This window comes from Acinetobacter sp. CIP 51.11, assembly GCF_000369665.1.
GTDB classification, from domain to species: domain Bacteria; phylum Pseudomonadota; class Gammaproteobacteria; order Pseudomonadales; family Moraxellaceae; genus Acinetobacter; species Acinetobacter lwoffii_S.
Map to the genome: position 1 here is coordinate 269,281 of NZ_KB850128.1, position 13,699 is coordinate 282,979.

General features: G+C 46.3%; 13 protein-coding genes. 7 read left to right on the forward strand and 6 right to left on the reverse strand.

Features of this window, described 5'->3' with window-relative positions; translation table 11 throughout:
• The first annotated feature begins 97 nt into the window (after nucleotides 1-97).
• From pncB to asd, 3 genes are all read left to right on the forward strand, one after another.
• On the forward strand, nucleotides 98-1,303 hold the full coding sequence (gene pncB / locus F894_RS01565) for a nicotinate phosphoribosyltransferase (protein WP_004281262.1): 1,206 nt from the start codon (nucleotides 98-100) through the stop codon (nucleotides 1,301-1,303).
• Nucleotides 1,304-1,487: 184 nt separating this feature from the next.
• Nucleotides 1,488-2,336 carry a sulfurtransferase gene (locus F894_RS01570; protein ID WP_005245640.1) on the forward strand — a complete coding sequence of 283 codons (849 nt, stop codon included), beginning with the start codon at nucleotides 1,488-1,490 and terminating at the stop codon, nucleotides 2,334-2,336.
• Entirely contained in the window at nucleotides 2,333-3,184 is an 852-nt protein-coding gene (gene asd / locus F894_RS01575) for an archaetidylserine decarboxylase (protein WP_004729088.1), read from the forward strand. Before F894_RS01570 ends, asd begins: the two co-directional genes overlap by 4 nt.
• Before the next feature lie 195 nt (nucleotides 3,185-3,379).
• Here the strand turns inward: asd and F894_RS01580 are convergent, their stop codons facing one another.
• The gene (locus F894_RS01580) at nucleotides 3,380-3,997 is read right to left on the reverse strand and encodes an SPOR domain-containing protein (protein ID WP_005245641.1); all 618 of its coding nucleotides are present in this window, start codon (nucleotides 3,995-3,997) and stop codon (nucleotides 3,380-3,382) included.
• A 259-nt stretch (nucleotides 3,998-4,256) separates the two neighbouring features.
• On the reverse strand, nucleotides 4,257-6,047 hold the full coding sequence (gene argS, locus F894_RS01585) for an arginine--tRNA ligase (RefSeq protein ID WP_004281266.1): 1,791 nt from the start codon (nucleotides 6,045-6,047) through the stop codon (nucleotides 4,257-4,259).
• A gap of 259 nt (nucleotides 6,048-6,306) precedes the next feature.
• On the opposite strand from argS, the gene F894_RS01590 reads away from it, so the two are divergent.
• Nucleotides 6,307-6,594: a DUF2798 domain-containing protein gene (locus F894_RS01590; RefSeq protein WP_004647201.1), complete on the forward strand. Its 288-nt coding sequence runs from the start codon at nucleotides 6,307-6,309 to the stop codon at nucleotides 6,592-6,594.
• Between the two features lie 88 nt (nucleotides 6,595-6,682).
• On the opposite strand, the gene F894_RS01595 is transcribed toward F894_RS01590, so the two are convergent.
• Genes F894_RS01595 through F894_RS01605 form a run of 3 tightly spaced genes read right to left on the reverse strand, consistent with a single transcriptional unit; the run spans nucleotide 6,683 to nucleotide 9,139 of the window.
• Nucleotides 6,683-7,984: a DUF445 domain-containing protein gene (locus F894_RS01595; protein ID WP_004281268.1), complete on the reverse strand. Its 1,302-nt coding sequence runs from the start codon at nucleotides 7,982-7,984 to the stop codon at nucleotides 6,683-6,685.
• 11 nt (nucleotides 7,985-7,995) lie between these two features.
• The gene (locus tag F894_RS01600; protein WP_004281269.1) at nucleotides 7,996-8,547 is read right to left on the reverse strand and encodes a CC0125/CC1285 family lipoprotein; all 552 of its coding nucleotides are present in this window, start codon (nucleotides 8,545-8,547) and stop codon (nucleotides 7,996-7,998) included.
• Nucleotides 8,548-8,599: 52 nt separating this feature from the next.
• The gene (locus tag F894_RS01605; RefSeq protein WP_004281270.1) at nucleotides 8,600-9,139 is read right to left on the reverse strand and encodes a DUF924 family protein; all 540 of its coding nucleotides are present in this window, start codon (nucleotides 9,137-9,139) and stop codon (nucleotides 8,600-8,602) included.
• A gap of 211 nt (nucleotides 9,140-9,350) precedes the next feature.
• Between F894_RS01605 and gshA the strand changes: the two genes are divergently transcribed.
• Nucleotides 9,351-10,928: a glutamate--cysteine ligase gene (gshA, locus tag F894_RS01610; protein WP_005245643.1), complete on the forward strand. Its 1,578-nt coding sequence runs from the start codon at nucleotides 9,351-9,353 to the stop codon at nucleotides 10,926-10,928.
• A 19-nt stretch (nucleotides 10,929-10,947) separates the two neighbouring features.
• Nucleotides 10,948-11,475: a disulfide bond formation protein B gene (locus tag F894_RS01615; protein WP_005245644.1), complete on the forward strand. Its 528-nt coding sequence runs from the start codon at nucleotides 10,948-10,950 to the stop codon at nucleotides 11,473-11,475.
• Nucleotides 11,476-11,527: 52 nt separating this feature from the next.
• Here F894_RS01615 and F894_RS01620 read toward each other — a convergent pair whose 3' ends face one another.
• Complete coding sequence (locus F894_RS01620; protein ID WP_005245645.1) at nucleotides 11,528-12,859, reverse strand: PGAP1-like alpha/beta domain-containing protein; 1,332 nt, start codon at nucleotides 12,857-12,859, stop codon at nucleotides 11,528-11,530.
• A gap of 246 nt (nucleotides 12,860-13,105) precedes the next feature.
• Here F894_RS01620 and F894_RS01625 point away from each other — a divergent pair, with 246 nt between their 5' ends.
• Nucleotides 13,106-13,699 (forward strand): YqiA/YcfP family alpha/beta fold hydrolase, encoded by a 594-nt coding sequence (locus F894_RS01625; RefSeq protein ID WP_005245646.1) that lies wholly within the window; start codon nucleotides 13,106-13,108, stop codon nucleotides 13,697-13,699.

A 13,699-nucleotide genomic window follows, 5' to 3' on the forward strand; every position in this document is an offset into this window, starting at 1 on the left:
TTTGTCGCAAATACAGCCAGCTGTACGTAAATCCTGCATTATTGCACGACTTTTTATGCTTTAATGCAGAGATAAGCACAGCGATATTCCCTTAGTTATGGCTCCAATTATCCATTCTCTGTTAGATACTGACTTGTACAAATTCACCATGTTACAAGTGGTCTTACACAAGTTTCCGCAAACGCATAGTGTCTACCATTTCCGTTGTCGTAATCTGGAAGATACAGTCTATCCACTGACGGATATTCTGGATGACCTGAATCATCAACTGGACCTGCTGTGTCAGCTCAAATTCAAAGAAGATGAACTGCAATATTTAAGAAGCTTACGTTTTATCAAAAGCGACTTTGTCGATTATCTGGAACTGTTCCAGCTCAAGCGCCGTTTCATCAAGGCCAGTATCGACAGTCAAGGCCGTCTGGATATTGTGGTGGAAGGCCCGATGGTTCAGGCGATGATGTTTGAGATATTCGTTCTCGCTATTGTCAATGAACTGTATTTCAGCCGCATTCGCACGCCTGAAGTATTGGCAGAAGGCGAGCGCCGTTTAAAAGCCAAAATCGAGCTGTTAAAACAGTATGACGCTGCGCAAAACCCCAATGATCCACCATTCTTGGTGTCAGATTTTGGTACGCGTCGCCGTTACAGTTTCGATTGGCAAAAGCATGTGGTCGAAGAATTTCACAAAGCCGCACCGCATGTGTTCCGTGGGACCAGTAATGTACTGTTAGCCAAAGAGCTGGGCATTACCCCGATTGGTACCATGGCGCATGAATTCCTGCAAGCTTTTCAGGCGCTGGACGTACGTTTACGTAATTTCCAGAAATCTGCACTGGAAAGCTGGGTACAGGAATATCGTGGTGACTTGGGTATTGCCTTGACCGATGTAGTCGGTATGGATGCGTTCCTGCGCGACTTTGACCTGTACTTTGCCAAGCTGTTTGATGGCTTGCGTCATGACAGTGGCGATCCCTATGAATGGGGTGATAAGGCCTATGCGCATTATAAAAAGCTGAAAATTGACAGTAAAACCAAGATGCTGACTTTTAGTGATGGCCTGAATCTGGAAAAAGCCTGGAAATTGCACCAGTACTTTAAAGACCGTTTTCAGGTCAGTTTCGGGATTGGCACCAATTTGACCAATGATATGGGACAAACCCCACTCAATATTGTGCTGAAACTGGTGGAATGTAACCGTCAGTCAGTGGCCAAAATCTCGGACAGCCCGGGCAAGACCATGACCGATAATGATACCTTCCTGGCCTATTTACGTCAGGTTTTTGAGATCAATGAACCTGCCTAAGTCAGTTTGAACAATTCATAGTTTTAAAGAACCGTGTCTATGCAGATGCGGTTTTTTTATGCAAGAGTATTTAAGACCAGGGTTTAGCTAAAATCTTGCTAATCATCTGCAAAGAAAGCGCATAAGTCTAAAAACCAGCTGTGCTAAGATCGACAGGATTTGACCAATAATAGCCATGATAACGATGACCGCTGCAGCTTTTAATTTTTGCCTGCTGATTGAGGCAGAAGATTTAGTTCCCTATTTGGGCCATGAAAAACTTCGTATTGTCGACCTGAGCCGTGCCTCTGTGTATGAGCAGCTGCATATTCCGCACGCCTTGCATTTAAAGCCTAAACTTCTGGTGCGTCAGGAAGAAACGGCGATGGGACTGTTGCCGGACGCGGAAGGCTTGCAGGCTCTCATTGATTATCTGAATATTTCTCCTGAGCATCATGTGGTGGCTTATGATGATGAGGGCGGGGCATGGGCAGGGCGTTTGCTCTGGAACCTACATTGTCTGGGTTTTGAAAATACCAGTCTGTTGAATGGCGGGATTCATGCCTGGCTCGGTGCAGGCTTGCCGACTTCTTCCAGTCAGGAACAGTTTGCACCAGTGAAGAACGTGTTGCAGGTCAATCTTGAGCATCAGGCGAATTTTCAGATTGGCTATGATGAACTGCGCCAACAGGTTGAAAATCAAAAGGTTCAAATTTGGGATTGCCGTACACAAGATGAATATACCGGCCTACGTTTAGCGGCTCGACGCGGCGGTCACATTCCGGGAGCACGTCATTTTGAATGGAGTACTGCCCTTAATCGTGAAAATCATTTAAAATTACAGCCTTTACCACGTACTCAGCAGCGTCTGGAACAACTGGGCTTTGATTTGAATCAACCCGTTGTGGTGTACTGCCAGTCCCATCACCGCTCAGGTTTGGCCTATATTCTGGGTCGTTTACTGGGCTGGAAAATTCGAGCCTATGATGGTGCGTGGAGTGAATGGGGCAACCGCCTCGATAGTCCAATCGCTACAGGGGAGCTGCCATCTTGAGCATCACATCACGTTTAAAACAACAGTTTTTTATTAAAGCTCAACGATTAGTACCGCAACATCGCTTGTCTCGGGTGGTGGGTAAAATTGCCGCCAGCGAAAACCCGATTATCAAAACTGCTGCAATTACTGCCTTTAAGGCGCAGTATGGTATTGATATGTCGATTGCTGAACAGGCCAATGCCCTGAAATTCAAATCATTTAATGAATTTTTTACCCGTGCCCTAAAAGAAGGTATCCGTGCAGTTGATCCAGATGCTACGAGCATTGTTTCGCCTGCAGATGGTGCGATTTCCCAGCTGGGTAAAATTGAAAATGGCGATGTGTTTCAGGCCAAAGGCCAGAAATTTACCGTTGAAGCCCTGATTGCTGATCCGCAACTGGCTGAGCCATTCAAAAATGGTGAATTCGCGACCGTATATTTGTCGCCACGTGATTATCATCGGGTGCATATGCCATTTGCCGGAACATTAACTGAAACGCTATATGTTCCAGGCGAGCTGTTCTCGGTAAACCAGGTGACCGCAGAAAACATTCCAGGCCTGTTTGCACGCAACGAACGTATGGTCTGCCTGTTTGATACTGAAATCGGCCGTATGGCGGTGGTATTGGTCGGCGCGATGATTGTGGCGGGTATTGAAACCGTGGCAACTGGCAAAGTGAAGCCTTCAGGACGAATCGAACTTAATCAGCATGATCTGTTCCTGGAAAAAGGGGCGGAGCTGGGGCGTTTCTACCTCGGTTCAACTGCAGTGATTTTATTTGAAGAAAATAAAATGCAGTGGGATGCCGCATTCAAGGCCAATTCTTTGGTGAATATGGGTGAAGCGCTGGGGCATACAGTTTAAAGATTTTAGCCTCCCTTTATTAAAGGGAGGTTGGAGGAATTAAATATTTTCTCGTTTAGAATAAATAAAAATCCCCCTCAGTCCCCCTTTTGAAAAAGAGGGATTTCCTCTCCTTATAGGACATGAGCAGCACTGCTGCGCAAGGGAGAGGTTCAAAAAAAAGCGCCATCAGGCGCTTTTTTTATTTCTAGAAATTTACCGTTTCACGACGATGGAATCGATCCCGCTATTCTGCAAGGTTTGCTGTGCGATAATTGCAGCTTCTGCAGAATCATAAGGGCCTGAAACCACGCGATACCAGACTTTGCCATTTTCTACACTGCGTACCACATCGGCAGATAAACCATTGAGAATAATTTCGGCGCGGCGGGCATCGGCCTGATCTGGATCATCAAAGCTGCGAACTTGCAGAATATAACTGGCCGGAGCGGCAACGGGTGCTTCGCTGGCTTCTAAACCAGGCTCAGTTGTGGTCGCCTCAGGTGTAGCCACTTCAGGTCGAGGTGCTTCTACAATCACTACCGTATCCTGATTTTTGTTTTCAGGGACGGCCTGTTCAGGAATCGGCGTCACTTGCTGTTGTGGTAACAGGTCATAAAAACGATAATCTTTGTTGGTATCTTCTTCTTGGACAGATTCAGCACTTGTTTGAGTTTTCGGTTTAACCGGTTCCCATGGCTTCCAGAGCATCAGTGCCATCAAAAAACTTAACACGATTAAAATGATCACGAGTGTGCCGAGCCAGGTTGGAATAAGTGGCTTTTTAGGCTTATTCGGTCTTTCAGATACACCGCGTTGCGTTTTTCCAAACACTTGGGATTTTCCTCTTGTTAATCGGGACATATAGAAAAGGCATAACAGCAGTTATGCCCCTACTATGACTTCATCCTATGTGATCAGGATACAAAAGTCATCCTCTAGATCACAAATCACACAGAATTTTAATTTATCTGTATCTTCAAGCACATAGCTAAAGTTACAAAATGTCTGCTCAGCAGATAAACGGCAATGTTTTGCTTACATGCTCACTTCGAGCATAGCTCTTGTCTTGCATCAATGTAAAAGCAGTGCTTTACATTGATTCAGGAGCTGACACACCTAAAAGTTCTAAACCGTTACGCAGTACCTGACGCACGTTCACTGATAACAATAAACGTGCTTGAGTCAATTCAGCATCATCACCGAGTACTTTATTGTCGTTGTACCAACCGTGGAACAATGCTGCCAGCTCTTTCAGGTAGTTACCAATTTGATGCGGTTCATAGCTGTTTGCAGCACGTACCAGAATTTCTGGGTAGGCTGCCAGCTTGGCCAGGATTTCAGTTTCAGCATCAAGCTCCAGCTTAGCCGCTAAATTACGTGCCGCTGTAGCATCAAAGTTAACATTGGTAGAAGCTGCTTTTTCTAACATACGACAGATACGGGCGTGTGCATACTGGATGTAATACACGGCGTTGTCCTTGCTTTGTGACACAGCAAGATCCAGGTCAAAATCAATGTGCTGTTCAGACTTGCGCATCACGTAGTAAAAACGAGCGGCATCATTACCGACTTCTTTACGCAAATCACGCAAGGTCACGAACTGACCTGAACGAGATGACATTTGTACCATCTCGCCGCCACGCCATAGGCTCACGAACTGAACCAGAAGAACCGTTAATTTTTTCGAGTCATAGCCCAACGCATCAATGGCCGCTTTTACACGTGCGATATAACCGTGGTGATCCGAACCCCAGATATCGATGATATCGGTATAGCCACGTTGTAACTTGTTCAGGTGATAAGCGATGTCAGATGCGAAGTAGGTGGTCTGACCATTACGGCGTTTTACGACACGGTCTTTTTCATCACCGAATGCAGTGGATTTAAACCAGATGTTGCCATCCAGTTCATACAGGAAACCACGCTGGTCTAAAGTCTGTAAGGCTTCTTCAATTTTGTCTGTCAATGATTCTTCGCTGAACCATTGATTGAAGGTTACACCAAACTCGCCGAGGTCATCTTTAATATCATCTAAGATTGCTTTAAGCGCGGCTTGCAAGAATACGCGGTAGCCTGTGCCAATTAACGCTTGTGAATTAAAGATCAAACCATCAATGTGTTTTTCTTTATCACCAGACAATACGACTTTATTGCCATCAGCATCTAATTCGGCTGCAAACTGTACATCTTCAGGCACATCTTTATACACGTCGGCCACAGGACGGACATAAGCATCGCCATCCTGGTCAATAATGCTTTGTGCAATTTCTTTTACGTAGTCACCCTGGTAGGCATTTTTCGGGAATACCAGTTCCTGACCCGTTAATTCTAAGTAGCGCAGATAAGTCGAAGTCGCCAGAATGTCCATTTGACGGCCAGCATCATTGACATAGTATTCGCGATCGACTTTTGCACCGGTCGCTTCAAGCAAGTTCGCAACCGTCATGCCATACGCAGCACCACGACCATGACCTACGTGCAGGCTAGAGGTTGGGTTGGCAGAAACGAATTCAACCTGAATACGTTTATCCGCATTGACCTGGGTACGACCATAAGTCGCCTGTTGTGCCTGGATTTGATCAAGGACTGCAAAGCGCTGGTCAGCATTCAGGAAGAAGTTAATAAAACCAGGACCGGCAATTTCTGCCTTGCTGATATCTGCCACTTCAGGCAGGGCAGCAAGAATTTTTTCCGCTAAATCACGTGGCTTCATACCCGCAGCTTTCGACGCGATCATGGCAATATTCGACGCAAAGTCACCATGGCTTCGGTCTTTGGTACGCGTCAAATTACTTGTATTGTTCCAGTCAGATGGGAGTACGCCTTGTGCCTGTAAAGTGTGCACTGCATGATCGAGAGCTGCTTGTATTGCCGTATTCATAATCAGTCGAAAATAGAGATCGCAGAAAAACAGCAAATATAGCAAATTTCAGGCTGTTTAGGTAAAAGCATTTCTCGGGAATAAAAAGTGGAGGATCACTTCGTCAGAAGTTTTTGACTAAAGAAAGGGAAAATCAACGGATTAATCCCGTGAAAATAAAACCAGTTTTTAGCTCAACATTTCAGATGAAAAAAACAATGCTTCACCGTACAGAATTTGGCTTATATTAGTCATCTGAAAACAGTAAAAAGAGCATGTCGTGGCTGCATCACAACGTCCGACCATTATCGGTCATATTCCTAAACTCCCTGCAAAATGGGCATTGATTATTGTGCCTTTTATCCTGTCCTGCCTGATGAGTGGCATCATTTCCATGATCAATATGCTGCGCAATCTTGGCTGGATTGATGGATTTATGGCACTCTGGTTTCATAACTGGATGATTTCTTGGGCGATTGCTTTTCCGATTGTGGTGACCTTATTGCCATTCGTACGCAAATTCACTGGGCTGTTGGTCGATATGTCCGGACCTCAGCCACCCAAATGATCATTTTTTAAATCTTAAATTTGATCTGGCTGGAGTCAATTCTTGAGCATTTTAAAAGTGGGGCTATATGGGGCGAAGAGCATCATTTTTAAATTAAATGCTCCACCGCCGCCCGGATGATCCCGAGCACCAGACCGATACAAGCACCGACCACAACTCCATTGACCCGGATCATATGCAGGTCGCCGCCGACTTCATTTTCAATCTTGTCGATCATCTCGCTTGAATCCCATTCGTGAATGCGCTCGCTGATAAAACGAATCACTTTTTCACTATACTGGTCACTCAGGTCAACCGCGATTCCGCTGAGACGTTTATTCAGCAGCTCACGTACCGAGGCATTCGAGATAATATTTTCTCCGACCTGTTGAATAGCAATTCTGAGATTTTCCGCAATACCCGAATCAGGTTTTTGCAAGTCTGCCTTGATCGCATCACATAAAATCACCACCGCACCACTGATAAAATTCAACACTTGTGGACTATCCAGTAAGGCATCTTTGGTTTCATTCAGACGCTGGCTGGCTTCACTGTCATTATCCGCCAGCTGCAACATCCAGCTATGTCCCATGTTCTCAATTTTGAGTCGCCATGGATGATCTGGATCGGCCAGCATGGCTTCAACGCGCCCGATCACGGAATCAATACTGCGTTGCTGCACATCAATCCCGATCCAGCTGGCGCCTTTGGCCAGTTTCCACACCCCCATTTCCTTAAACAGGTTACGGGTCAGCTCACGGGTTTGTTCAGGATGCGAGGTCATCCAGGCATGCACCACATCTAGTCCACGCTGTAGCACATCCTGATGGAAATCATTGTCCAGAACGGCATGCAGCATTTCGCTGGCTAGGGTATTGATCTGGGTATTTTTGACCCATTGCACGCTGTTGCTCTGGATAAATCCGGCAATCTGTTCCTGTCCGACAAATTCAAAAATTTTAGGCACCGTCTGTTGAATGACCTGAGTCACTTGGGCATTGTTTTGTGGATTGGCCAGCCAGCGTCCTGCAGCCAGACTCAGGTCGGTACTGTCCAGACTGCGCTGTACAATTTGCGGAGAAAGAAAATTTTCCTGCACAAAACGGCCCATCGACTCTGCAATACGGGCCTTGTTACGTGGAATGATTTCGGTATGGTCACGTAAAAACTTGGGAATAGGCAATCTGCCAAAAGGGTTACGAAACAGTACGGTAATCGCATACCAATCCGCCAGACCACCGACCACACCCGCTTCTGCCGAGAGCATCAGAATATGAATGAGCCAGACATATTCGGGTAGCAGTTTGGCTGCAACCATCAATGCCAACCAGATCAGTACGGCGACCACCAGGGCGATGGTCGCGAAACGTTTACTGCGTTGTAAGCTCGGGGAGATACGCTCTGTCTGCATAGATCATCCTGTCAGGAGGGATTGGCCGGTTGCGGTTGCAGCACTGCACCGGATGGACTTAAACCATATTTAGCCCCAAGTGACTGTAAAATCAAGCGGGCATCAAAGGCATCTTGAGGCGCCTGATTGGCCTTGAAGCATTCAATGGTATAAGCCACCTGGGCAGGATCCAGAGTCACGGTATAAGGACGGTCATAGAATGGGTCTGGCCAGAATCCCGGATATCGGCGGTAATACCCGTAAGGATAAAAGCTTGGCGCCGGATAGACGATGGCTTGCCGTGGAGGTTGCTGGGTGCGGTTACTTGGATCATTCAGTACTCTGAAGAATTGAAAACCATTTTGTACGGTAGTCTGTGCGGCTTTGAGCAGGGTAATTTCTTCAGCTGTGCCAAAGCTCATATTGGGACGGGCCTGAAAGCTGATACGGTAAGTGTTGCTGTTGAGGGGAGTGGTACTGTAGCGACCTAACTGATCAAATGTTAAGGGCTTTGAGGGTGTGGTTGCACAGCCAGTCAGGCTGATGGCAGCAATCACACTCAATCCCAGTAGCATGTTTTTCATGTTCGATCTCCTGATGCAATGATCCAGTCCAGACAGCCGGTCTTAAAAAATCTTAAAAACTGCTATCGGGCTGGGTCAGGAAAGTAAGTTCTTCATCGGTCGATGCACGACCCAGAATCTGGTTTCGGTGCGGGTAACGTCCAAAGCGGTCAATAATGACCTTGTGCTTTTTCTCGAATTCCAGATTGGTCGGATTGCCCAGACGCTGAAACAGTTTTAAGGCGAATTCATGAATCAGTTTGGATTCGCTGTGCATAAATGGCATATACAGAAAGGCACGCTGTTCCGGACTGAGCTGTTGATCCAGGTTCAGGCTGATGGCTTCCTGAGCCAAGGCCAGTGCCAGACTGTCTTGGGCGAAAGCTTGGGGAGAATCACGGAATAAATTTCGTGAAAATTGATCTAGCACAATAATTTCGGCCAGCCGGCCTTCTGCGGTTTTACGCCAGCCCCAAAGTTCAGCCTGGGCTGCCTGCTGATGGGTGCTCATGAACTGCTGCGCAATACTTTGGTCGAATTCATGACTTTGGCTAAACCATAAGGGCTGGCTGTCCGCATGAAACCAAAAGTCTAAAATATCTTGATAATTCATAATATTTACAATTCATTAGCATCTATTTGTTAATAAAATCACAAATTTTCCATGTCTTATAGAGGAAGTTTGTGTTAAAAATTTGCCAAATTAAAAATCAATGGTTTGCCTGAAAACTAGGCAGCCTGTCATATGCCGGCACGAAATCACGTTATACTGATTAAACCGATGATTTTAATTTAATAATTTAGCCCCCTTAAGCGAGATTGTAATGAGTCAACCTGAATCGACTTCCCAAAATGTGTTACCGACCTGGGTCGAGTCGTCACTCATCAAAGGCATGTTGCGTGGTATCGAGCGTGAAAGCTTACGTATGCAAAGTGATGGTTTCCTGTCACAGGCAGCGCATCCTCGTGCCTTGGGTTCAGCCTTGACTCATCCACATATCACCACGGACTATTCTGAAGCATTGATGGAGTTTATTACTCCGCCACAGGACAGTATTAAAAAAGCGCTGGACTATCTCAGCGATATTCATGCGATTGTCCATCGTCATCTGGAAAATGATGAAAAGCTCTGGCCTTTGTCGATGCCGTGTATGCTGGACAGCCGCGATGACAGCATTCCGCTGGCACAGTATGGCAGCTCGAATATCGGCCTGTTTAAAACCTTGTATCGTCATGGTTTAGGCGTGCGTTATGGTCGCCGTATGCAGACGATTTCAGGCGTGCATTACAACCTGTCTTTCCCGGATCATCTGTTCGAGGCCTTACAACAGCAGGAACAGGACGAGGCGCTGCAAGCATTGAGCTTGCAGGATTATCGCAGTCATCGTTATATGGGCCTGATCCGCAACTTTATTCGTCTGACTCCACTGGTGATGTTCCTGGTGGGGGCCAGTCCGGCGGTTTGCCAGTGCTTTATGACTGGCCGTGATCATTTCTTGCTGCCATTGGTGAAAGGCACCTTGTATTCGCCTTATGCGACTGCGCTGCGTATGGGACGTTTTGGTTATCAAAACTCTGCGCAGAAACAGCTCGGTATTCACTACAATAATTTGCAGGACTATCTGGACGGGCTGCAAAAAGCCGTCAAAACGCCGTATAAACCGTTTAGTCGTCTGGGACTGGATGATGCCAATGGCCAGCCGATCCAGATCAATGATCATGTGCTGCAAATCGAAAATGAATATTACAGTCTGGTGCGTCCGAAACAGGTGCCGATCGCGGGTGAAACGCCGTCACAGGCACTGGAAAATCGTGGGATTGCCTATGTCGAGCTGCGCGCAGTCGATGTCAATCCATACAGCCCGATTGGCATTAATGAAGATACGGCCGGTTTCCTTGAAGTGGTAGCCTTGTACTGTTTATTGCAAGACAGTCCGGCGCTTCTTAGTGATGAACAGGATATTATTGAGCAGAATCAAGCCGAGGTCGTCAACCGTGGCCGTGCGCCAAATGCCGCAATTATGGAAAATGGCCAGTCTTATCCGATTGAAGACTGGTGTGCCATGCATTTGCAGCGTATGCATCCCTTGGCCAAGCTGTTAAATTCGGCCTATGACAGTACTCTATATACTGATGCTTTAAAAACCATGATGATCCGGGTCGATGAAGTCGATGCCACCTTGTCTGCTCTGGTGGTCGGGGATACACGTGAGCAGGGCGGTATGTGGCATTTTGGCCAACATCTGGCCCAACAGCACAGCAGTGTCTATGAAGAACATCAGCTCAGCCCGGAAACCCTGGCTTATTTTGAAGAAATGTCACAAAAGTCATTGCAGCAGCAACAGCAACTCGAGCAAGATAGCAGCGTCAGTTTTTCTGATTATTTAGCCCAATATCGATAAAAAAATAAGAGGATTCACCATGCAATGGGGTTATCGCTTCGTGAGTGGTATGTTGTTTCTGGCTGCTGTCATCGGCATGGCATTTGCCTTATATCTTGAGCATGTACAGGGGCTAGCACCTTGTCCGCTCTGTGTGTTTCAGCGTGTCGGATTAATCGGACTCGGGATCATCTCACTGATCGCATCCCTGCATAATCCTGCATCCAATCTCATGAAGCGGCTATATGCTTTGCTGGGTTCGCTTAGTATTTTGTGGTCTGTGGGTGTGGCTGCGCGTCATGTCTGGCTACAGAACCTGCCCCCGGATCAGGTGCCGAGCTGTGGTCCCGGTCTGGAATACTGGCTGGAAACCCTGCCGATGCAGTCTGTACTGCAACAGGTACTGAATGGTTCTGGTGAGTGTGCCACCATTGACTGGGCTTTTCTGGGGCAGTCTTTACCGGTCTGGTCGCTGATCTTCTTCAGTATTTTATTGCTGGTCAGTCTATGGCAACTGCTGCGTAAATATAAAACCGCACCAGTGAAACGACTCAGAGATAAATACTAATCAAGTTCCTATTAAAAAGCCCTCAATGGAGGGCTTTTTAATGTACGGAGAGTTAAGTCAGGGCAATACCTTCCAGACTGTCCAGATCCGTCATATATTCACGAATCTGATCAAAGGCCTCATCTTCTACACTTGGATAGAACCAGCGCGCCACCTGTTCCGCCACCAGTGGATGATATTGAATTTCAAAATGGTTCAGGCCATAAAAAATCGCCTTGTGTGCATCCGGGACTTTGAGCTGGAAACGCGGATTGGGATGCTCGCCCAAAGCACTTTTAATACTGACCAGATAATCGCCAATCATATGCAAGGTCTTGTTCTTGCGGTTTTCAAACTCGATGGTACCGGCGACCAGATAGGTATCGATATGCGAGGGAATTGGGGCAGGTTTACGGTGATCATCCATAAAGCCGATCCGTAGCGGATTATGCTCCCAGTCATCATCCCGGACGCTGCCATGGCGTAAATCCAGAATACCGTTACTGCGAATATTGACCAGATGGCCAAGCAACCGGATCAGTGGAAAATGTCCGAGTTTGTCCTGCAAGCTAAAACCAAAACGTTCCAGTACCGCACCATGATGCGGTGAACCCAGACAGACCAGATTCTCCACCATGTTGACCCAGCTATACACATTCTGCTTGCCATAGAACAGTGCGCTGCGTGACACCAGTCCACCCATGCTATGGCCGATCAGGTCAATACTGGTAATTCTAGGATTGCGAACCACCAGATCCTGTAAGGTATTCGCCAGACTGCGACCATTGGCAGAAATCCGGCGTCCAGTATTGTAATTCAGGTAGAGCATGGTATTGCGGTCGCGCTGCGCCAGTAATTTTGCCCCAATGCCTTCATATTTGCGATTTGACCAGTCTAAATGGTTCATGCATAAGCCATGTACAAACAAAGTAATACGACCGCTTAGCTCATCTTTTTGCAGCGAGCCATAATGGTCATAGATCACCATCGGCAGGGCTAGAGGGTTTTGATATTTCAGCAGATAATCCCCGATAATGCCATTTAAGACACTGACCAGAAAATGCAAGGAAGGTGTCAGCGGTTTATTATGCAGTTTAGGAAAGCGTTCAATAATCTGGCGCAAAGCAGGGGCAATCAGGGTATTGCCGTAATGAAACAGCATGTCATAAGACATTTGATAGAGCCGCACAATCGACGGAATATTCTGAATTTTTTCAGAATTATTTTCACTTAAACCGAAAATACTCATTAAAATTTCGCGTTGAATACTCTTGACCAGCTCCTGGATCACATCGTTAAAGCGCATAGTCACCAGCTGCGCCAGACCTTCCAGTACATCGGCCTGACTCGGCGGGGTCCGATCCCATCGACAATAGGTTTCATGTAACGGTGTCAAACTTGGCATCTGATCCTGTCCTTTCAATGAGCCGCATGTGGTGCCATCTTTCTTTTTAAAGAACTTCGCGGTATAAATTCTTTTTCTTGTTGAGTTTCCTAATTTTGAGGGCCTCAGCTTAAAATAACGAGAATGAGAAAAGATTTTGGGCTTTTTTGTCAGACAATTTAAGCAATTAACTGGTCTTATAACGTAGTGTACTTCACATTATTTAAATTAAATTTTGATGATTGATGGGTTTTTTGTTGGTAGTTCATGAATATCATTTATTTGCATGGTTTTAAGAGTAATTCCAACTCGATCAAGGGGAAATTGCTGCAACATTACTGTGCAAAGTATCCTGAAATTCAGGTACATTTACCCGATTTAAACATGTCACCGAACGCTGCCATTGCGCATGTTTCTGAACTGATTGAATCGATGCATAATGTGGCGTTACTGGGCAGCAGTCTCGGCGGATTTTATGCGACACATCTGGTCGCACAGCATGCTGTGCCTGCTGTACTGATCAATCCGGCAATGCGACCATGGCAACTGTTTCGTGAACTGTTTGACGAGCAATTGCCTTATCAAGTACATCCAAACTGGTGTCTGGATGAGGCAGATCTGGTACAACTCCAGCAATTGGCCCTGCCTGTTGCACAAGATGCAGACAAAATACTGGTTCTGCTGCAACAAGGCGATGAAGTTTTGGATTATCGTGAAGCACATCGTTATTATAGTGCTGCGCATCCCCCTGCAATGCTGATGACTGAAGCCTATGGCAGTCACGGGATGGATGATTTTGCGGAGAAAATTCCGTTCGTCTTACAGTTTTTATTGGACTGCATAAAAAAGGAAACCGAATAA